Source organism: Streptomyces sp. NPDC055506 (assembly GCF_053643595.1).
The window spans coordinates 62,912-82,144 of sequence record NZ_JBSHKH010000009.1 but is presented as its reverse complement, the minus strand read 5'-3'; the positions used below and the strand labels follow the sequence as shown (position 1 = coordinate 82,144).

The following is a 19,233-nucleotide window of genomic DNA, read 5'->3' as shown; positions in this document are numbered from 1 at the left end:
CCTCCCCCTGATCCGTGCCTTCTCCTGCCCTTGCTCCGCGTCTGCCCCTCCCCTGCTCCGTGTCTCCTCCTCCCGGGGTCCGCGCGTCCTTCCTCCCCCCTGTCCGCACGGTCGCCCTTCGCTCACCGCACCCTCACCCGATTCCGGTTGCTTAAGTCAATCAATGGACTTAGTTTTGACGGGTCGCGCTGTCCCTGACTGACGCCCCTAACGGAGGCCCGGCCATGTCCCACGCCCTTCCCCGACCCGCCGACGACGGGAAGCCCGCGGCGCCACGGGCCAACGGCGTCGTCGCGGTCCTGGCCTTCGGCGGGATCGTGGTCTCGCTGATGCAGACCCTGGTCATCCCGATCGTCCCGGAGCTCCCCCGGCTGCTGAACGCCCCCGCGTCGGACACCGCCTGGGCCGTCACCGCCACGCTGCTCGCCGCGGCCGTCGCCACCCCGGTGACGGGCCGGCTCGGCGACATGTACGGCAAGCGCCGGATGCTCCTGATCAGCCTCGTCATGCTGGTGGCCGGCTCGGTGACCGCCGCGCTCAGCGACACGCTCGCCCCGATGATCGTCGGACGGGCACTGCAGGGCCTCGCGTCCGGCGTGATCCCCCTCGGCATCAGCATCATGCGGGACGAGCTGCCCGCCGAACGGCTCGGTTCCGCCACGGCGTTGATGAGCGCCTCCCTCGGCGTCGGCGGCGCCCTCGGGCTGCCGACCGCCGCGCTGATCGCGGACAACTTCGACTGGCACACCCTGTTCTGGGCCTCGGCCGGGCTGGGCGCCGTCGCCCTCGTGCTGGTGCCGGCCATCGTGCCGGAGTCGCAGGTGCGCACCGGCGGGCGCTTCGACCTGGTCGGCGGCATCGGTATGGCGGCGGGGCTGGTGTCCCTACTGCTGGCGATCTCCAAGGGCGCGGACTGGGGCTGGAACAGCGGCACCACCCTCGGTCTGTTCGCGGCGGCCGTGGTCGTGCTGCTGGTGTGGGGCTGGTGGGAACTGCGCGTCAGGGAGCCGCTGGTCGACCTGCGCACCACCGCACGCCGTCAGGTGCTGGTCACCAACTTGGCCTCGATCGCCGTCGGGTTCGCGATGTTCGCGATGTCCCTCGTCATTCCGCAGCTCCTGCAGTTGCCTGAGGCGACCGGCTACGGCCTCGGCGAGTCGCTGCTCGTCGCCGGTCTGACGATGGCCCCGTCCGGCCTGGTCATGATGGCCACGGCCCCGGTCTCCGCCGCCCTGTCCAAGGCCAAGGGCCCGAAGATCACCCTGATGGTCGGCGCCCTGATCGTGGCCGCCGGGTACGGGCTGAACATCGCGCTGATGTCCGAGCTCTGGCACTTCGTGCTCGTCACCTGCGTCATCGGGGCGGGTATCGGGTTCACCTACGGTTCGATGCCCGCGCTCATCATGAGCGCGGTACCAGCCTCCGAGACGGGCGCGGCGAACAGCCTCAACACGCTGATGCGGTCCATCGGTACGTCGACGGCCAGCGCGGTGGCCGGGGTGATCCTGGCCCAGATGACGACGCCCTTCGGGCCGACCGCCCTGCCGTCCCAGAACGGGTTCAAGGCCGTCCTGGCCATCGGGGCCGGGGCCGCGCTGCTCGCCTTCGTGGTCGCGTCGTTCATTCCGCGGCAGCGGGTGGGGGCGGTGGCGGTGGAGCCGTCGGAGGGCGAGGAGTTGGGGGAGGGCGAGGAGCCGGGTACCGGTGAGGAGCCGGGTGCCGGTGGGCCGGCTCTGGTTGAGCCGGCTGGCGGGGAACCGGCTGGCGGGGAACCGGCTCTCGAGGGACCGACCGTCGAGAGGCCTGTTGCCGCGGAGGTCGCGACGGTTGGGTCCGCCGGTACCGGAATCCCTGTGCGGGGGCGGGTCCTGGGTGCCGAGCGGGTTCCGGTCGGCGGGGCCGCGGTGACGTTGATCTCGCTCGGCGGCAAGCAGCTCGGGCGGTCGGTCTCGCGGGGCGACGGGTCGTACGGAGTGGACGCACCCGGCGCCGGTTCCTACGTCCTGATCGCCTCGGCGGAGGGCTACCAGCCGCAAGCCTCCACGCTCGTCGCGGCCGGTGAGCCGGTGGCGTACGACGTGCTGCTGAGCGGCACCAGCGGGCTCGCCGGTGTGGTGCGGTCGGCGGACAGCGGGACGCCGGTCGCCGAGGCCGTGGTCATCGTGACGGACGTCCGCGGGGACGTACTTGCCACCGGACGGACGGATGTACTGGGCGAGTTCACCGTCACCGACCTGGTGCCGGGCCCGGTGACCCTCGCGGTCAACTCCCCCAAGCACCGGCCACTCGCCCAGATCGTCGAGATCGGCGGGGCCGGGACCACGCGGGTCGAGCTCGAACTGCGGCCCGGCGCGCAGGTGCGGGGCACGGTGCGCGGAGGGGGCGCGCCGTTGAGCGACGCGCGGGTGACGCTGGTGGACGCGGCGGGCAACGTGCTCGCCACGACCCGGACCGGTCTCGACGGGGCGTACGCCTTCTCCGACCTGGACACCGGCGCGTACACCGTCATCGCGACCGGGTATCCGCCGCAGGCGACATCGGTGTCGGTCTCGGGCACCGGCGTTGACGACCACGACATCGAACTGGCCCACGGGAGGGAGTAGTCCCGAATGACCCCGCCGCGGGCATCGCCGCACCCACGCTCGAAGGGCTGCTCCACGAAGAAACGGCCTCGCTGCTGGCCTGCCGTCCCTACGACCTGCGGCACGCCGGCGTCCCGTTCCGGCTCAGCTCCGGGGTAGATGCGATGGAGTTGCCCGCCGCGCTGGCGTCAGCATCGCCGTGCTGCACAAGGTGTACGCCAAGGTCCTTGACCAGACGCGGGAGCGGGCGAACAGCCGGACCGATGCGGCCCCGCGGGAGTGGAACGGGCCGGGGTGATCATGCTCACCCCCGGGGGACGCCTGGGGGACACGCACTGATCAACGGTGGGATACGGGCGGTACGAAGTGAGACACGTCCACGCCCCGTCCGCAACGAATCGAACAGGGAAGGCCAACGAAAGACCCCCTCTGAGCAGGCGAAAAACCTGATCAGAGGGGGTCTTCCCCAGTGTGGCGGCGCCAGGATTCGAACCTGGGAAGGCTGAGCCGGCAGATTTACAGTCTGCTCCCTTTGGCCGCTCGGGCACACCGCCGGGGGTAGCTGCCCTTCGAGCCGCTTTTCGGCGGCGCTCCGTGGCAACGACGTAAACAATACCTGATGTGGAGGGGTGCTTCGCCACCCGATTGATCGGCGCCCGAAGGGCGGGGGGTGGCTAGGCTTGTCCGGATGCGGCCCGGGACCTGAACGGGACCGGCGGCCGCCCACGTACGCCGGTACGCACCGATACGCACCCCGATACAAGGAGCCACAGGACATGGCCGACTCCAGTTTCGACATCGTCTCGAAGGTCGAGCGGCAGGAGGTCGACAACGCACTCAACCAGGCCGCCAAGGAGATCTCGCAGCGCTACGACTTCAAGGGCGTGGGCGCCTCGATCTCGTGGTCCGGTGAGCAGATCCTCATGGAGGCGAACTCCGAGGACCGGGTGAAGGCGATCCTCGACGTCTTCCAGTCCAAGCTGATCAAGCGCGGCATCTCGCTGAAGGCTCTGGACGCGGGCGAGCCCCAGCTCTCCGGCAAGGAGTACAAGATCTTCGCTTCGATCAAGGAGGGCATCTCCCAGGACAACGCGAAGAAGGTGGCGAAGGCCATCCGCGACGAGGGCCCGAAGGGCGTGAAGGCGCAGGTGCAGGGCGAGGAGCTGCGGGTCAGCTCCAAGAGCCGTGACGATCTGCAGGCCGTCATCGCCCTGCTCAAGGACAAGGACTACGACTTCGCCCTGCAGTTCGTGAACTACCGGTAGGTCCGGTCGGGTCCTCGGGGCTCACGGCCTGCACGGGTACGAGAGAGGGCGGGCACCTGCCGGTGTCCACCCTTCTCGTCTGGCGGCTGCGGTCGGTGGGCGCGTTCAGCTGCGCGAGTTGCCGAACAGCAGGCGGTAGGCGACCAGGAGGACGAGCGATCCGCCGATCGCCGCGGCCCAGGTCGTGCCGTCGTAGAAGTCCTTGGTGATCGGGTGGTCCATCCAGCGGGCCGATATCCAGCCGCCGATGAACGCGCCCGCGATGCCGATCAGGGTGGTGCCGATGAGGCCGCCTGGGTCGCGCCCCGGCAGCAGGAACTTCGCGATGGCTCCGGCCAACAGTCCCAGGATGATCCAGCTGATAATGGTCATGCCGTGAACCTGCCCTTTCACGCTGTGCCCGCACTGTCCCGGCCATGTGATCTTGCTCCCGGCAGGCCGTGCCCGTGCGTCGTACGTCGGGCGTACCGCGCGCATCGTCCTTGCCGCGCGCTTTCACGCCGTCTTGGTGAGGAGGACGCCCTGACGGCACCCACCGGTTGCGCTGATCAGTAGGGTGCGACGCATGACAGCCTCCGGTTCCGAACTGCGCCGTAGCCTCGGTGTGGGGGACGCGGTGGTCATCGGACTCGGTTCGATGATCGGAGCCGGGATCTTCGCCGCCCTCGCGCCTGCGGCGCACGCTGCCGGGTCCGGGCTGCTCCTCGGGCTCGCCGTCGCCGCCGTGGTCGCCTACTGCAACGCCACGTCGTCGGCTCGCCCTCGCCGCCCGGTATCCCGCCTCGGGCGGCACGTACGTCTACGGGCGTGAGCGGCTCGGGGAGTTCTGGGGGTATCTCGCGGGCTGGTCGTTCGTGGTGGGGAAGACTGCCTCCTGTGCGGCGATGGCGCTGACTGTGGGCATGTACGTGTGGCCCGGGCAGGCGCATGCGGTGGCGGTCGCGGCCGTGGTGGCGCTGACCGCGGTGAACTACGGCGGGATCCAGAAGTCGGCGTGGCTGACGCGGGTGATCGTGGCGGTGGTCCTGGCTGTCCTCGCTTCCGTGGTGGTCGGGTGTCTGGGGTCCGGCGCGGCGGACGCCGGGCGGCTGGACGTCGGTGCCTCGGGCGGTGCGGGCGGCGTGCTTCAGGCGGCCGGCCTGCTGTTCTTCGCGTTCGCCGGGTACGCCCGTATCGCGACCCTCGGTGAGGAGGTACGCGACCCGGCGCGCACCATTCCGCGCGCGATTCCGCTGGCGTTGGGCATCACGCTGGTGGTGTACGCGTGTGTGGCGGTGGCTGTCCTTTCGGTGCTCGGGTCGGACGGTCTCGTGGACGCGGCGGCGCCACTGGCCGACGCGGTGCGGGCGGCCGGGACACCCTGGCTCGTGCCGGTGGTGCGGGTCGGTGCGGCCGTGGCCGCGCTGGGCTCCCTGCTGGCTTTGATCCTCGGGGTCTCGCGGACGACGCTGGCCATGGCCCGGGACCGGCATCTGCCGGGGGCGCTGGCGGCCGTGCATCCGCGGTTCCAGGTGCCGCACCGGGCGGAGCTGGCGGTGGGTGCGGTGGTCGCGGTCCTGGCCGCCACGGTGGACGTCCGGGGCGCGATCGGGTGCTCCTCCTTCGGTGTGCTGGCGTACTACGCCGTGGCCAACGCGTCGGCCTGGACGCTGGGTTCGGCATCGACTTCGGCATCGGCGGGGCTGGCGGCTCGGGCGGTGGCGGGAGTCGGGCTGGCCGGGTGCGTGGTGCTGGCGTTCTCGCTGTCGGCGGTATCGGTGGCCGTGGGAGCGGGTGTGCTGGTGGTGGGCGCGGTTGTGTATGGAGTGCGGCGATGGGCGGGGGCTCGGGCGGGGAGGGCGTAGGGCTGCGGGCGGTTGAGGCAGGCACTCCGCCGCTGTTGCTGGTCAGGCTCTCTTGGCCGTCACTCGGGTCGGCAACTGCTCGTTCGCGGTCATGGGTTCATCATGCAGGCCGCCGCTGACAGCCGGGCGGGCCTGTGGATAACCCCTGGCCTGTGGAAACCGGGCTCCGTAATCCCGCCGTCAGCGTGCTGTGAACGGCTCGTCGGTCCGGACGATGTCGCGGCCGAGCGGGAGCAGCGAGACCGGGATGAGCTTGAAGTTGGCGATGCCGAGCGGGATGCCGATGATCGTGACGCACAGGGCGATGCCGGTGGCGATGTGGCCGAGGGTCAGCCACCAGCCCGCGAGGACCAGCCACAGCACGTTGCCCACACAGGACGGCGCGCCCGCGTCACGGCGCTCGACTGTCGTGTACCCGAAGGGCCACAGGGCGTAGACGCCGATGCGGAAGGCCGCTATGCCGAACGGGATTCCGATGATGGTGATACAGAGGAGCAGGCCCGCGAGCATGTAGGCGAGGAAGAGCCAGAAGCCGCTCAGGACGAGCCATATGACATTGAGAACTGTCCTCATTGGTTTCCACCTGCCATCTTCTCTAGCCGGGCGATGCGTTCCGCCATGGGCGGATGCGTGGAGAACATCCTCGAGAGGCCCTGGCCGGGGCGAAACGGGTTCGCGATCATCATGTGGCTGGCGGTCTCGATGCGCGGCTCGGGGGGCAGCGGGAGCTGCTTAGTGCCGAGTTCGAGCTTGCGCAGGGCGCTGGCCAGGGCGAGTGGGTCGCCGGTGAGCTGGGAGCCGGAGGCGTCCGCCTGGTACTCCCGGGAACGGCTGATGGCCAGTTGGATGAGCGAGGCGGCGAGCGGGCCCAGGATCATGATCAGCAGCATGCCGAGCAGGCCGGGGCCGTCATCGTCGTCCGAGCGCCCGATCGGGATCAGCCAGGCGAAGTTGACCAGGAACATGATCACGGAGGCGAGGGCACCGGCCACCGAGGAGATGAGGATGTCGCGGTTGTAGACGTGGCTGAGCTCGTGGCCGATGACGCCGCGCAGCTCGCGCTCGTCCAGGAGGCGCAGGATGCCTTCGGTGCAGCACACGGCGGCGTTGCGCGGGTTGCGGCCCGTGGCGAAGGCGTTGGGCGCCTCCGTCGGGGAGATGTACAGACGCGGCATGGGCTGGCGGGCCTGGGTGGAGAGCTCGCGGACCATGCGGTAGAGCCCCGGGGCCTCGAACTCGCTCACCGGGCGGGCCCGCATCGCGCGCAGTGCCAGCTTGTCGCTGTTCCAGTAGGCGTACGCGTTGGTGGCCAGCGCTACCAGGACGGCGATGACGAGCCCCATGCGGCCGAAAAAGCTGCCGATGACGATGATGAGGGCGGACAGTCCCCCGAGGAGGACTGCGGTCCTGAGCCCGTTGTGCCGGCGGTGCACGGTACGCCCTCCAAGTGGTGCGGCAGGGGGACCCTTGCTCGGTGATCTGCGGTGCCACTGGTGCCGTGGTGTCACGTCCAGTGGACCCTCCCGTACTGGTCAACGCCAGGCGGAGGGCACTAGTTCCCTTGTGCGTGCGGCGGCGGGTGTGGGCCGTCCGGGTGAACGGCGCCGGGAAGCGGCACGCGCGCGTGGGGAGGCGGGTGCCCCACGCGCGCGTGGCGAAAGCGGCTGTCGTTCAGAAGAGGGCGGTGTCGGTGAACCGCAGGACGAGCTGGGGTGCCCCGGACAGGGCGATGCCGAGGACGCCGGTCAGGGCGATCGCGGCGGTGAGAGGGGCCGGGACTCGGTGCTTCTCGGGCTCGCCCTCGGGGGCGCGGAAGAGCAGGGTCGTCCACTGGAGGTAGTAGAACAGCGCGATGACGACGTTGACGGCCATGATCACGGCCAGCCAGCCGAGGCCCGCGTCGACGGCCGCCGCGAAGACGGTGACCTTGGCGAAGAGGCCGATGATGCCCGGCGGCAGTCCGGCGAGGCAGAGCAGGAAGAACGCGAGGAGCAGGGCGGACAGGGGGCTCGACGCGTACAGGCCGCGGTAGTCGGCGACGCGGTTGAGGAGCCTCGTCCGGCCGACGAGCGCGGCCACGGCGAAGGCGCCGAGGTTCACGGCGCCGTACATCAGGGCGTAGGCGACGGTGGAGCCGACCGACTTTTCGGCGTCCCCGGAGTACGCGGCGGCGGCGATCGGTACGAGCAGGTAGCCGGCCTGGCCGACGGACGACCAGGCGAGCAGGCGGACCGCGCTGTACGCGCGCGTGGCCTGCTGACGCAGGGCTCCGACGTTGCCCACGGTCATGGTGAGCGCGGCCAGGACCGCCAGGGCCGGGCCCCAGAGGTCGGCGTACGACGGGAGGGCCACGACCGTGACGAGGATCAGGCCGCTGAAGCCGACCGCCTTGCCGATGACCGACAGATAGGCGGCGATGGGCAGGGGCGCCCCCACGTAGGTGTCGGGCACCCAGAAGTGGAAGGGCACGGCGGCCGTCTTGAACGCGAAGCCGACGAGGGTGAGGACGACGCCGGTCTGGGCGAGCGTGTGGAGTTGTCCGTCGACGTTCTGGATGCGGTCGGCGACCTGGGTGAGGTAGAGGGTGCCCGTGGAGGCGTACACGAAGCTGATGCCCATGAGGCTGACCGCTGTCGCGGTGACCGAGGACAGGAAGAACTTCAGGGCCGCTTCGGAGGACTTCCGGTCGCCGTACTTCAGGCCGACCAGCGCGAAGGCGGGCAGGGAGGCGACCTCCAGGGCGACGATCAGGGTCGCCAGGTCGCGGGAGGCGGGCAGGAGGGCGGCGCCGGCCGCGGAGGAGAGCAACAGGAACCAGTACTCCCCTTCGGGGAGCTCCTTGCGGCCGTCCTTCAGGGCGGTGACCGACAACAGGGCGGTGAGGAGGGCTCCGCCGAGGACCAGGAACTGGATGACCAGGGTGAAGCGGTCGGCGGTGTAGCTGCAGACGGCGGCGTCGCCGGTCAGGCAGAAGGTGCTGCGGTCGCCGTCCAGGAGGGGCAGCAGCATCAGGGTGGCGGCGGCCAGGCCCGCCACCGATGTCCAGCCGAGCAGCGCCTTCCGGTGCTCGGCGACGAACAGGTCGGCGACCAGGACGACGAGTCCGACGACCGCCGCGATGGTGGGCGGTGCGATCGCGAGCCAGTCGACGGACTGGACCAGCGACGCGGCCAGGGGCTGGGCCTGGGAGCTCATCGGTTGCCTCCTGCGAGGAGCTGCTGGACGGCCGGGTCGCTCAGGCCGAGGAGGGCCTTGGGCCACAGGCCCGCGACGACGGTGAGGGCGACGAGCGGGGTCCAGGCCGCGAACTCGTACGAGCGCACGTCGGTCAGCTTCGGAGCGTCCTGGGGCAGGGCGCCCATGCAGACGCGGCGGACCACGATCAGCAGGTACGCGGCCGTCAGCAGGGTGCCGAACGCGGCGATCGCCATGAAGGTGAGGAAGGCGGGACGGCTGAGGCCGGCGGCGGGCTGGAACGCTCCGAACAGGGCCAGCATCTCGCCCCAGAACCCGGCCAGGCCCGGCAGGCCGAGCGAGGCGACCGCGGCGAAGGCGAGCAGGCCGCCGAGGCGCGGGGCCTTGCCGTAGAGCGCGGCTCCGGTCTCCTCGGCGAGGGTGTCGAGGTCGGTGGTGCCGGTGCGGTCCTTCAGGGCGCCGACCAGGAAGAAGAGCAGGCCGGTGATGAGGCCGTGGGCGATGTTGGCGAAGAGGGCACCGTTCACCCCGGTTGGGGTCATGGTGGCGATGCCGAGCAGGACGAAGCCCATGTGGCCGACGGAGGAGTAGGCGATCAGGCGCTTGAGGTCGCCCTTCGCGCCCTGCTTGGCGAGGGCCAGACAGGCCAGGGACCCGTAGATGATGCCGACGACGGCGAGCGCCGCGAGGTAGGGCGCGAAGGTGCGGAAGCCGTCCGGTGCGATGGGGAGCAGGATCCGGACGAAACCGTACGTACCCATCTTCAGCAGGACACCGGCCAGCAGGACCGAGCCGACGGTCGGCGCGGCGGTGTGGGCGTCGGGCAGCCAGCTGTGCAGCGGCCACATCGGCGTCTTGACCGCGAGGCCGATCCCGATCGACAGAACAGCGATGACCTGCACGGATGTGCTCAGCGACCGGCCGTTGTCAGTGGCGAGTGCCATCATGTCGAACGTGCCCGCCTTGAGCCCGATCAGGAGCAGGCCGAGCAGCATGACCACGGAGCCGAGCAGCGTGTAGAGGATGAACCGCCAGGCGGCCTGGCTCCGGCCCTCGCCGCCCCAGCGGGCGATGAGGAAGTACATCGGGATGAGCACCATCTCGAAGGCCAGGAAGAACAGCAGCAGGTCGAGGACGGCGAAGGTCGCGAGCGTGCCGGACTCGAGGACGAGCAGCAGGGCGACGAAGGCCTTCGGGGTCGGGCCTTCAGGCATCTTGAAGTATGAGTAGAGCGCGCAGAGGAAGGTCAGCAGCGCGGTCAGGACCAGAAGGGGGAGGGAGATGCCGTCGATGCCGAGGTGGATGCGTACGTCGAGTGCGGGGATCCAGCTGATGTCCGTGCTGGCCTGCATCTTCGACGGCTGGTCGTGGTCGAAGCCGAGCGCGAGGACGATCGCCGCGATGAGGACCGCGCCGGTGACGGTGACGCCGTGCCGGAGCACCGCCTGCTCGGGTGACTTCCCCTTCAGCCCGGGCGGAGCCGGCAGGAGAGCCGCGGCGGCGCCGAGGAGCGGGCCGACGACGATGAACGCCAGAAGGACCTGCATCACGGACTCGTTGATATCGATCACGCCTGCTCACGCTCCCGTGGCGACGAGGACGGCGGCGACCGCGAGGACGACGGTGCCGGCGAGCAGCGCGCTCACATAGGTCTGGACGTTGCCGGTCTGGGCGCGGCGTACCGCGGCGCCGAGCCAGCGGGGCAAGGCACCCGCACCGCGTACATAGGTCTCGACGACCTCGCGGTCGAGGAACCGGACGAGGCTCGCTCCGGCCTGGACCGGGCGGACGAAGAGTGCCGTGTACACAGCGTCCAGGTGGAAGCCGGCGGCCGCGTGCCGGTGCAGGGGGCCGAGCAGGAGCCGTCCCGGATCGGAGGGGTCGGGCGCGTAGGCGATGTCGCCGTAGGCAGGCTCGTGGGTGGCGATGGCTTCCGCCTCGACCTGGGCGGCGTCGCCCTCGGGGTGGGCGGCGACCGCGCCGAGCGGGACGCGGGCCGCGAGCGCGGTGGTGTGCCGCCAGGCGCCGTAGGTGACGATGCCGCCGACCAGGGCCACGCCGGTGCCGAGCACGGAGGTGGTGAGCGTCGGTCCGAGGTCACGGCCGTCGAACCAGTCGGGCAGCAGGCGGAACGCGAATCCGCCGAGGGCCAGGGACGGGACGGCCAGGACCCACAGCACGACGGTCATCGTCAGCGGCTCCTTGCCGTGGTCGGGGGCTTCGGTGCCCCGGCCCCGGAAGGCGAGCAGCCACAGGCGCATCGCGTAGGCGGCGGTGAGCAGGGCCGTGAGCAGGCCGGCTACGAGGACGATCCAGCCCGCGGCGGCGGGGGCGTGCTCGGTGTGTCCGGTGACTACGTGTTCGGCGACGCCGAGGACGGCCTCCTTGGAAAAGAAGCCGCTGAAGGGCGGGATCGCGGCGAGCGCGAGCAGCGCCACGGTCATCGTCCAGTAGGCGTCGGGGACGCGGTCGCGGAGGTTCCGCATACGGGACATGGCGGCGAGCGAGTTGGTGCCGGCGGCGTGGATGATCACGCCGGCCGCGAGGAACAGCAGCGCCTTGAAGGCGCCGTGGGACAGGAGGTGGAAGACGGCGGCTCCGCGGTCGCCGACGGCGAGGGCGCCGGTCATGTAGCCGAGCTGGCCGATCGTCGAGTAGGCGAGGACGCGCTTGATGTCGTCCTGGGCGAGCGCGGCGAGCCCCGAGCCGGCCATGGTGACGGCGGCCATGACGGCGAGGACGACCATCGCGGCCTGGGAGGCCTCGAAGACGGGGAGGAGACGGGCGATGAAGTAGACACCGGCGGCGACCATCGTCGCGGCGTGGATCAGCGCGGAGACGGGCGTCGGGCCCGCCATCGCGTCGGGGAGCCAGGTGTGCAGCGGGAACTGCGCCGACTTGCCCGCCACGCCCGCGAGGAGCAGCAGGGCGATCAGCGTCGGGTGGTCGAGTGAGCCGCTCGCGACGGCGCCGAGGACCTTCGTGATGCGGAAGGAGCCGGCGTCGGTGGCGAGGGCGAACAGGCCGATGAGGAAGGGGACGTCGCCGAGCTTGGTGACCAGGAAGGCCTTGAGGGAGGCGGCGCGGGCCTCCGGGGTCTCCCAGTAGTGGCCGACCAGGAAGTAGGAGCAGATGCCCATGACTTCCCAGCCGACCAGCAGCACGATCAGGTCGCCGGAATAGACGACCAGGAACATCGCGGAGGTGAACAGGGAGACGAGAGCGGCGTACGAGGGGTAGCGCGGGTCGTCGCGCAGGTAGCCCGTCGAGTAGATCTGCACGCATGTGGCGACGAAGCCGACCACGATGGCGACGAGGGCGGCGAAGCCGTCGATGTGCAGGGCGAGTTCGATCGGGACCGCGCCGGTCGGGGTGAGTTCCGTGGCCGCGTTGACGGCCGTGTCACCGCCCTGCCGTGCGGCGACCAGCGCGGCGAGCACCAGGGAGGCGAGGGTCGGCAGGACGGCGAGCGGGCGGACGAAGCCGGGTGCCGTGCGGCCCAGGAGCAGGCCGGCGGCGGCGCCGAGGAACGGAAGGAGGGGGACGAGGACGGCGAGGGTGGTCGTGGTCACGCGGTGGCCTCAGCCTTCTGGGCCTCGTCGGACTGCTCGGCCGTGAGGGCGTCGTGGTCTGTGCCGTCGCCGCCGGGGCCGTGCCGTTCGGCGGTGTCGCGGAGCTTGTCGATGTCCGCGGTGCCGCGGTTGCGGTGGACGGCGAGGACGATCGCCAGGCCGATGCCGATCTCGGCGGCGGCGATGGCGATGGTGAACAGGGTCAGGGCCTGGCCGGAGTGCAGGGTCTCCTCGGCGGTCTTGCTGAGCCAGACGTCGAAGGCGACCAGGTTGAGGTTGACGGCGTTGAGCATCAGCTCGACCGACATCAGGACCAGGATCGCGTTGCGGCGGGCGAGGACGCCGTAGAGGCCCGTGCAGAAGAGGAGGGCGGAGAGGACGGCTGGATAGGCGAGGTGCATCAGCGGGTGCCCTCCTTCTCGCTCCGGCCGGCCGGGGCGCTGTCGGGCGCGGGCGCCGCGTCGGCCTTCGCCTTGCGGGACAGGACGATCGCTCCGACCAAGGCGGCGAGGAGGAGGACGGAGAGGGCCTCGAAGGGGAGGACCCAGTTCTGGAAGAGGCTGGCGCCGGTGGCCTCGGTGGAACCGGCGGCGGGGCCGTCCAGGTCGATCCAGGTCGTGCGGAAGGCGTCGACGACGACCCAGACCAGGGCGGCGGCCGCGGCGAGGGCAACGGTGAGGGCGGCCCAGCGGTTGCCGGAGTCGGCGTCCGGGGAGCGGCCGATCGGGGCCCTGGTGAGCATCAGTCCGAACAGGAGGAGGACGACGACGGATCCGACGTAGATGAGGACCTGCACCCAGGCGATGAACTCGGCGGTGAGCAGGAGGTACTCGACGGCCAGGCCGCCGAGGGTCACCACCAGCCACAGGGCGGCGTGCACCAGCTGCCGGGTGGTGACGGTGACGATCGCGGCGCCGAAGGTGACCAGGCCGACGAGGAGGAAGGCGATCTCGACGCCGGTCGGGGAGAGGAAGCCGTGGCTCTCGGCGGCCGTGGTGGTGTGGGCCGCCGTGGTGGTGGCGTGGGCCGCTGTCGTGGCGGCTGCGGCCAGGGTCATTCCTGTCCCTCCTGCCGGTCCGTGGGCCGCTGCCTCGGCTGGTCGGTCTGCTGCCGGTCCGTGGGCCGCTGCCTCGGCTGGTCGGTCTGCTGCCGGGACTCGCCTGCCGGGCGGGTGGGGGCTTCCGCCGCGCGGGCCTGCTCGTCGGCGGCGGAGTCGGTGGGGGCGGGCTGCTGCTGGGCCGCGAGTTTCTCAGCGGTCTTGCGGGCGGTGGCGACTTCCTTCGGCTCCTCGGCGGCGGGGTCGAGGGCCGGCGGGGCCGGGACGGTCCACATCCACTCGCGGAGCTTGTCGCGCTCGTGGGTGAGGTCGTGGATGTCGGTCTCGGCGTACTCGAACTCCGGTGACCAGAACAGGGCGTCGAAAGGACAGACCTCGATGCAGATACCGCAGTACATGCACAGGGCGAAGTCGATGGCGAAGCGGTCGAGGACGTTGCGGCTGCGTTCGCGGCCGCCGGGGGTCGCCGCCGGGACCGTCTCCTTGTGGGAGTCGATGTAGATGCACCAGTCCGGGCACTCGCGGGCGCAGAGCATGCAGACCGTGCAGTTCTCCTCGAACAGTCCGATCACACCACGGGTGCGGGGCGGGAGGTCGGGCTGGGCGTCCGGGTACTGCGCGGTGACGGACTTCTTCGTCATCGTGCGGAGGGTGACGGCCAGGCCCTTGGCGAGGCCGGAGCCGGGGATGCGGGGCCGGGAGTTCGGGAGGGACGCAGCCATGGTTACTGGATCACCACCTTGACGACGCCGGTGAGGGCGATCTGGGCGAGGGACAGGGGGACGAGGAGGGTCCAGGCGAGCTTCTGGAGCTGGTCCTCGCGCAGGCGCGGGTAGGTGACGCGCAGCCAGATCACGAGGAAGGCGAGGACGGCGGTCTTCAGCAGGGTCCAGACCCAGCCGAGGCCGTCGGCGCCCCAGGGGCCGTGCCAGCCGCCCAGGAAGAGGACGGTGGTGAGGCCGCACAGGACGACGATTCCGGCGTACTCGGCGAGGAGGAAGAGGGCGAAGCGGAGGCCGGTGTACTCGGTGTACGCGCCGAAGATGATCTCCGAGTCGGCGACGGGCATGTCGAAGGGAGGGCGCTGGAGTTCGGCGAGGCCGGCCACGAAGAAGACGATCGCGCCGACGATCTGCCAGGGCAGCCACCACCACTCGAAGGCGTCGAGGATGCCGGGGAGGGAGACCGTGCCGGCCGCCATCGCGACCGAGGCGGCGGTCAGGAGCATCGGCAGCTCGTAGGCGAGGAGCTGGGCGGCGGTGCGGAGGCCGCCGAGGAGGGAGAACTTGTTCGCGGACGCCCAGCCGGCCATGAGCGAGCCGAGGACGCCGACGCCCATGACGGCCAGGACGAAGAAGATGCCCGCGTCGATGACCTGGCCGACGGCTCCCTCGTCCGGGCCGATGGGGATGGCGAGCAGGACGAGGAGGTACGGCAGCAGGGCTACGGCGGGGGCCAGTTGGAAGATACGGCGGTCCGCGCCCGCGGGGACGACGTCCTCCTTCTGCGCGAACTTCACGCCGTCGGCGATCAGCTGGGCCCAGCCGTGGAAGCCGCCGGCGTACATGGGGCCGACGCGGCCCTGCATGTGGGCCATGACCTTGTGTTCGGTCTGGCCGATGATCAGGGGGAAGGTGAGGAAGACGACGAAGACGACCAGGAGTCGCAGGGTGACGTCGAGGGCGTCGTTCACCGCGGGCCTCCTGTGGGGTCGTCGGGGGTGTCCTTGGGCTCTGTGGCCTCTGTGACCTCTGTGGTCTCTGAGGGCTTTGAGGGCTTTGAGGGCTTTGAGGCCTCGGGGGTCTCCGAGTCGTCCGAGGGCTCGGGGGCCGGCGACTGCGCGGTCTGTGGCGACGATTCCGTCGTGGGTTCCGGTTCGTCGAAGGCCGGGCGGGCGTGGTGCCAGGGGGCGTCCGCGCTGCGCGGAGTGGGAGCGGACTTGCCCGGTCGGCTGTCGCCCCGGTCATCCGCGGCGCGTTGGCTCGAGCTGCCCTCCGACGCACTGCGCGCGCGGCGCGGTCCCGCCGACGGGGTCGGGGATTCGGCCTCGGTGGCGGGGGACTCCGGCTGCGCGGTGGTCGGCTTCTCGGTGCCGGGCGCCGGCGATTCGAAACCGGTCGCCGGCGATTCGGAACCGGGCGCCGCCGCTTCGGAACCGGGCGCCGCCGCTTCGGACCCGGGCGTCGGGGACTCAGGTGCGGTCGCCGGGGTTTCCGATCCGCTGGGCGTCTGGCTCGCCGAGCCGTCCGCAGCGGTACGGGTGCGACGCGGGGCGGCCGGTGACGACGGGGCCGTGTCGTCGGGCGTGGTCTGGCTGACCGAGCCTTCCGCCGCCGAGCGCGCACGACGCGGGGCACCGGCAGACGGAGCCGGGGCTTCCGAGGCCCTCGCAGCAGCCTGGCTCGCCGAGCCCTCCGCCGCCGTGCGGTGACGCCGTGGCCCCGTCGGAGCCGAGGCAGTCGACTCCCCGGGCGGGGACTGGCTGACCGAGCCTTCCGCCGCCGAACGCGCACGACGCGGCGCACCCGCAGACGGAGCCGGAGTCGGGGCTTCCGGCGCCCCCGCAGCCGCCTGGCTCGCCGAGCCCTCCCCCGCCGAGCGTGCACGCCGTACGGGGCGTTCGCCTGCCGCGCGGGGGGTTGTGGCTCGGGTCGGGCGGGACGGGGCCGGGGGGAGTTGGCCCTTCAGGGGGCCCCATTCGTTGGGGTCGGGGACGCCGGGTGGGAGCATCTGGCGGCGTTTGGGGCCGCCGTGTTCGGACTCGCCGGGTTCCTTCGCGCCGGGCCAGGCCTTGGCGACGCGGGCGGCCAGGACGAAGTCCTTGCGCAGGGGGTGGCCTTCGAAGCTGTCGGGCAGGAGCAGGTGGTCGAGTGCCGGGTGGCCTTCGAAGGCGATGCCGAACATCTCGTGCGTCTCGCGTTCGTGCCAGGCGGCGCCCGCGTAGACACCGACCGCGGAGGGCAGGGCGGGGGTCTCGTGCGGGATCGTCGTACGCAGGAGGAGGCGGCGGAGGGGAGACAGGGCCGCGATGTGGGCCGTGACGCGAAAGCCCGTGCCCGGCTCGTCGACCGCGCTCAGCCAGTCGAAGTAGGTGCAGCCGAGCCGGTCGCGGGCGGTCTCCAGGGCGGAGATCCAGGTCGCCGGCGGGACGTCGACGGTCAGGACCTCGTACGACTCCTCGGCCGTGGCGTCCGGGCCGAAGAGTTCCTCGGTGGCGGCGGGCAGCCAGCCGACCGCGGTCATCGTCCCTCCCCGGAGTTCTCGGACGGCGGCCGCACCAGGCCGCTCTGCAGCGCCGCCGCGGAGGGGCGTCCCGTGCCGTACCGCTCCCCCAGCGACTCGCGGGCGATCTTCTCCTGGAGCTTGAGGATGCCCTGGAGCAGTGCCTCGGGGCGGGGCGGGCAGCCGGGGACGTAGACGTCGACGGGGATGATCTGGTCGACGCCCTTGGTCACGGAGTACGAGTCCCAGTACGGGCCGCCGCAGTTGCTGCACGCGCCGAAGGAGATGACGTACTTGGGCTCCGGCATCTGCTCGTAGAGGCGCTTCACCGCCGGGGCCATCTTGTCCGTGACGGTGCCGGAGACGACCATCAGGTCGGCCTGGCGCGGGCCCGGGGCGAACGGGATGACGCCGAGCCGGATGAAGTCGTGGCGGGCCATCGACGCGGCGATGAACTCGATCGCGCAGCAGGCGAGGCCGAAGTTGAAGACCCAGAGCGAGTAGCGGCGGCCCCAGTTGAGGATCACCTTCATCGGCTCGGGTGCGAGGCGCGCGAGGGCGCCGAGGCGCTTCGGTTCCGGAAGCAGTACGGGTTCGGGGCCGGCGGAGGTCACGTCGGGGGTCACGTCCATGCCAGGACGCCCTTCTTGTATGCGTAGAGCAGGCCCACGGCCAGGAAGCCGAGGAAGATGAACATCTCCACCAGGGTCGTCGCGCCGTAGCCGGGGGCTGCGAAGACGGTCGCCCAGGGGAACAGGAAGATCGAGTCGACGGCGAAGATCACGTAGAGGAAGGCGTAGACGTAGTAGCGGACCTGGGTGTGGGCCCAGCCCTCGCCGACGGGGTCGACGCCGCATTCGTACGTCAGGAGCTTCTCGGGCGTGGGGACCACGGGCCGCAGCAGGCGGCCGGCCCCGAAGGCGACGGCGACGAACAGCACGCCGACGGCGGCGAGCAGTCCGACGACCGAATAGGACTGGAAGTAGTCCGCCGCGACGACGGTCGTGGTGACGACGGTCGGTTCCGGCACGTCCGTCCCTCGCTCCCTTGAAACTCGGACCTGGTCCTGCGGCGATCCCCCGGTTCACCCGGACGCCGCTGTTCGACGATCTGTACGCACGGGAGTCTAGGCCCTGATAAAGGCAGGGTAAGCAGCCCGTCACGCCCTGGCATGCGGGGGTGGGGTTTTCCTCAGTCGATCCTGGCGGTCCACCTCATGGCGCGGCTGCCCACGGCCGGGCACGCTAACGCGTATGACCGAACGCTTTCCGTCCCCCGGCACCAAGGCGGCCGCGACGACGGCCGGGCAGGACGACCGCCCGCCGCCGCCCCGGTTCGCCTACGACCGGCACACCTGGAAGGAGATCGCGCACCTCCTGGCGAACCTTCCTCTCTCCCTGCTCGGATTCACCTACGTCATGACGGTGCTGTTCACCAGCTTCTGGCTGACCGTCACGGTGATCGGGTTCCCGCTGCTCGCCGCCGGACTCATGGGCGCGCGGCAGTTGGGCAAGCTGGAGCGGGCGCGGGCCAGGGCGCTGCTCGGGGTGCGGGTGGACGAGCCGAGCCGGCTGCCGCTGCGCGGCTCGGGCGGCTTCCTCGCCCAGGTGTGGATGTCGCTGAAGGACCCGGTGGGCTGGCGTGCGGTGCTGTACGAGTTCATACGGCTGCCGTGGGGCGTCCTCACCTTCACCGTCACGCTGACCTCGCTGTTCGTACTGTGGCCGGTGCTGCCGTACATCGCACGGGGGCTGGCCAACGCCGACCGGGCCATGGTGCGCGGGCTGCTGTCGCCCTCGGACGAGCTGGAGCGGCGCATCGCCGAGCTGGAGTCGGACCGGGGGGTCGTGGTCGACACGGCGGCGGCGGACCTGCGGCGCATCGAGCGGGATCTGCACGACGGGGCGCAGGCCCGGCTGGTCAATCTGGCCATGGGCCTCGGCCTGGCAAAGGAGAAGGTGCTGGAGGACCCCGACGCGGCGGCGGCGATGGTCGAGGAGGCGCACGGCGAGGTGAAGCTGGCGCTCCAGGAGCTGCGGGACCTGGCCCGCGGCATCCACCCGGCGGTGCTGACCGACCGCGGCCTGGACGCGGCCCTGTCCTCGGTCGCCTCGCGCTGCACGGTCCCGGTGAAGGTGACGGCCGACCTGCCCGGGCGGCCGGCCGCGGCCATCGAGGGCATCGCCTACTTCACCGTCTCAGAGCTGCTGCAGAACGTCAGCAAGCACAGCCGGGCGAGGTCGGCGTCGGTGGATGTCTGGCGGTCGGCGGACCGGCTGCTCATCCAGGTGTGGGACGACGGCCGCGGCGGCGCGAGTCTCGACGGCGGTACGGGGATGAAGGGCCTGGCCGACCGGCTGGGCGCGGTGGACGGCCTGTTCGTCCTGGAGTCGCCCGAGGGCGGCCCGACGACGGTCACGGCGGAACTGCCGTGGCGCGACCGCACGGACGCCTCCGCCGCGGGCACCGGCAGCCGCTGAGGCGCGCTGGGAAGCC

General features: G+C 71.2%; 16 protein-coding genes, 1 tRNA gene and 1 pseudogene. 4 read left to right on the top strand and 14 right to left on the bottom strand.

Annotation, left to right across the window (positions count from 1 at the left end):
- Positions 1-224: 224 nt before the first annotated feature.
- Entirely contained in the window at positions 225-2,603 is a 2,379-nt protein-coding gene (locus ACWIF2_RS06105) for an MFS transporter (RefSeq protein ID WP_454358855.1), read from the top strand.
- A gap of 451 nt (positions 2,604-3,054) precedes the next feature.
- Here ACWIF2_RS06105 and ACWIF2_RS06100 read toward each other — a convergent pair.
- A tRNA-Tyr gene (locus ACWIF2_RS06100) sits at positions 3,055-3,136 on the bottom strand.
- Positions 3,137-3,358: 222 nt separating this feature from the next.
- On the opposite strand from ACWIF2_RS06100, the gene ACWIF2_RS06095 reads away from it, so the two are divergent.
- Complete coding sequence (locus ACWIF2_RS06095) at positions 3,359-3,847, top strand: YajQ family cyclic di-GMP-binding protein (RefSeq protein ID WP_382489292.1); 489 nt, start codon at positions 3,359-3,361, stop codon at positions 3,845-3,847.
- Between the two features lie 105 nt (positions 3,848-3,952).
- Here the strand turns inward: ACWIF2_RS06095 and ACWIF2_RS06090 are convergent, their stop codons facing one another.
- Positions 3,953-4,219, bottom strand: coding sequence for a GlsB/YeaQ/YmgE family stress response membrane protein (locus ACWIF2_RS06090; protein ID WP_454358854.1), 267 nt, complete (start codon positions 4,217-4,219; stop codon positions 3,953-3,955).
- 193 nt (positions 4,220-4,412) lie between these two features.
- Between ACWIF2_RS06090 and ACWIF2_RS06085 the strand changes: the two are divergent.
- A pseudogene (locus ACWIF2_RS06085) lies at positions 4,413-5,691 on the top strand (APC family permease).
- A gap of 180 nt (positions 5,692-5,871) precedes the next feature.
- Here ACWIF2_RS06085 and ACWIF2_RS06080 read toward each other — a convergent pair.
- The 12 genes from ACWIF2_RS06080 to ACWIF2_RS06025 form a co-directional block, all read right to left on the bottom strand.
- The gene (locus ACWIF2_RS06080) at positions 5,872-6,264 is read right to left on the bottom strand and encodes a YccF domain-containing protein (protein ID WP_454358853.1); all 393 of its coding nucleotides are present in this window, start codon (positions 6,262-6,264) and stop codon (positions 5,872-5,874) included.
- On the bottom strand, positions 6,261-7,124 hold the full coding sequence (gene htpX / locus ACWIF2_RS06075; protein WP_454358852.1) for a zinc metalloprotease HtpX: 864 nt from the start codon (positions 7,122-7,124) through the stop codon (positions 6,261-6,263). The genes ACWIF2_RS06080 and htpX overlap by 4 nt, the downstream gene beginning before the upstream one ends.
- Before the next feature lie 238 nt (positions 7,125-7,362).
- Positions 7,363-8,886, bottom strand: coding sequence for an NADH-quinone oxidoreductase subunit N (locus ACWIF2_RS06070; protein ID WP_454358851.1), 1,524 nt, complete (start codon positions 8,884-8,886; stop codon positions 7,363-7,365).
- The gene (locus tag ACWIF2_RS06065) at positions 8,883-10,457 is read right to left on the bottom strand and encodes a complex I subunit 4 family protein (RefSeq protein ID WP_454358850.1); all 1,575 of its coding nucleotides are present in this window, start codon (positions 10,455-10,457) and stop codon (positions 8,883-8,885) included. Before ACWIF2_RS06065 ends, ACWIF2_RS06070 begins: the two co-directional genes overlap by 4 nt.
- 6 nt (positions 10,458-10,463) lie before the next feature.
- The gene (locus ACWIF2_RS06060; protein ID WP_454358849.1) at positions 10,464-12,458 is read right to left on the bottom strand and encodes an NADH-quinone oxidoreductase subunit 5 family protein; all 1,995 of its coding nucleotides are present in this window, start codon (positions 12,456-12,458) and stop codon (positions 10,464-10,466) included.
- Positions 12,455-12,859, bottom strand: coding sequence for an NADH-quinone oxidoreductase subunit NuoK (gene nuoK / locus ACWIF2_RS06055; protein ID WP_454358848.1), 405 nt, complete (start codon positions 12,857-12,859; stop codon positions 12,455-12,457). Before nuoK ends, ACWIF2_RS06060 begins: the two co-directional genes overlap by 4 nt.
- Positions 12,859-13,515, bottom strand: coding sequence for an NADH-quinone oxidoreductase subunit J family protein (locus ACWIF2_RS06050; RefSeq protein ID WP_454358847.1), 657 nt, complete (start codon positions 13,513-13,515; stop codon positions 12,859-12,861). The genes nuoK and ACWIF2_RS06050 overlap by 1 nt, the downstream gene beginning before the upstream one ends.
- Positions 13,512-14,237 (bottom strand): 4Fe-4S binding protein, encoded by a 726-nt coding sequence (locus ACWIF2_RS06045; protein ID WP_454358846.1) that lies wholly within the window; start codon positions 14,235-14,237, stop codon positions 13,512-13,514. The genes ACWIF2_RS06050 and ACWIF2_RS06045 overlap by 4 nt, the downstream gene beginning before the upstream one ends.
- Positions 14,238-14,239: 2 nt before the next feature.
- Positions 14,240-15,208 carry a complex I subunit 1/NuoH family protein gene (locus ACWIF2_RS06040; protein WP_454358845.1) on the bottom strand — a complete coding sequence of 323 codons (969 nt, stop codon included), beginning with the start codon at positions 15,206-15,208 and terminating at the stop codon, positions 14,240-14,242.
- The gene (locus ACWIF2_RS06035; RefSeq protein ID WP_454358844.1) at positions 15,205-16,758 is read right to left on the bottom strand and encodes an NADH-quinone oxidoreductase subunit C; all 1,554 of its coding nucleotides are present in this window, start codon (positions 16,756-16,758) and stop codon (positions 15,205-15,207) included. The genes ACWIF2_RS06040 and ACWIF2_RS06035 overlap by 4 nt, the downstream gene beginning before the upstream one ends.
- Positions 16,755-17,369 (bottom strand): NADH-quinone oxidoreductase subunit B, encoded by a 615-nt coding sequence (locus ACWIF2_RS06030; RefSeq protein ID WP_454358843.1) that lies wholly within the window; start codon positions 17,367-17,369, stop codon positions 16,755-16,757. Before ACWIF2_RS06030 ends, ACWIF2_RS06035 begins: the two co-directional genes overlap by 4 nt.
- Positions 17,360-17,767, bottom strand: a complete 408-nt coding sequence (locus tag ACWIF2_RS06025; protein WP_382489269.1) for an NADH-quinone oxidoreductase subunit A — start codon at positions 17,765-17,767, stop codon at positions 17,360-17,362. The genes ACWIF2_RS06030 and ACWIF2_RS06025 overlap by 10 nt, the downstream gene beginning before the upstream one ends.
- A gap of 223 nt (positions 17,768-17,990) precedes the next feature.
- Between ACWIF2_RS06025 and ACWIF2_RS06020 the strand changes: the two genes are divergently transcribed.
- Positions 17,991-19,217, top strand: coding sequence for a sensor histidine kinase (locus tag ACWIF2_RS06020; protein ID WP_454358842.1), 1,227 nt, complete (start codon positions 17,991-17,993; stop codon positions 19,215-19,217).
- Positions 19,218-19,233: the final 16 nt, after the last annotated feature.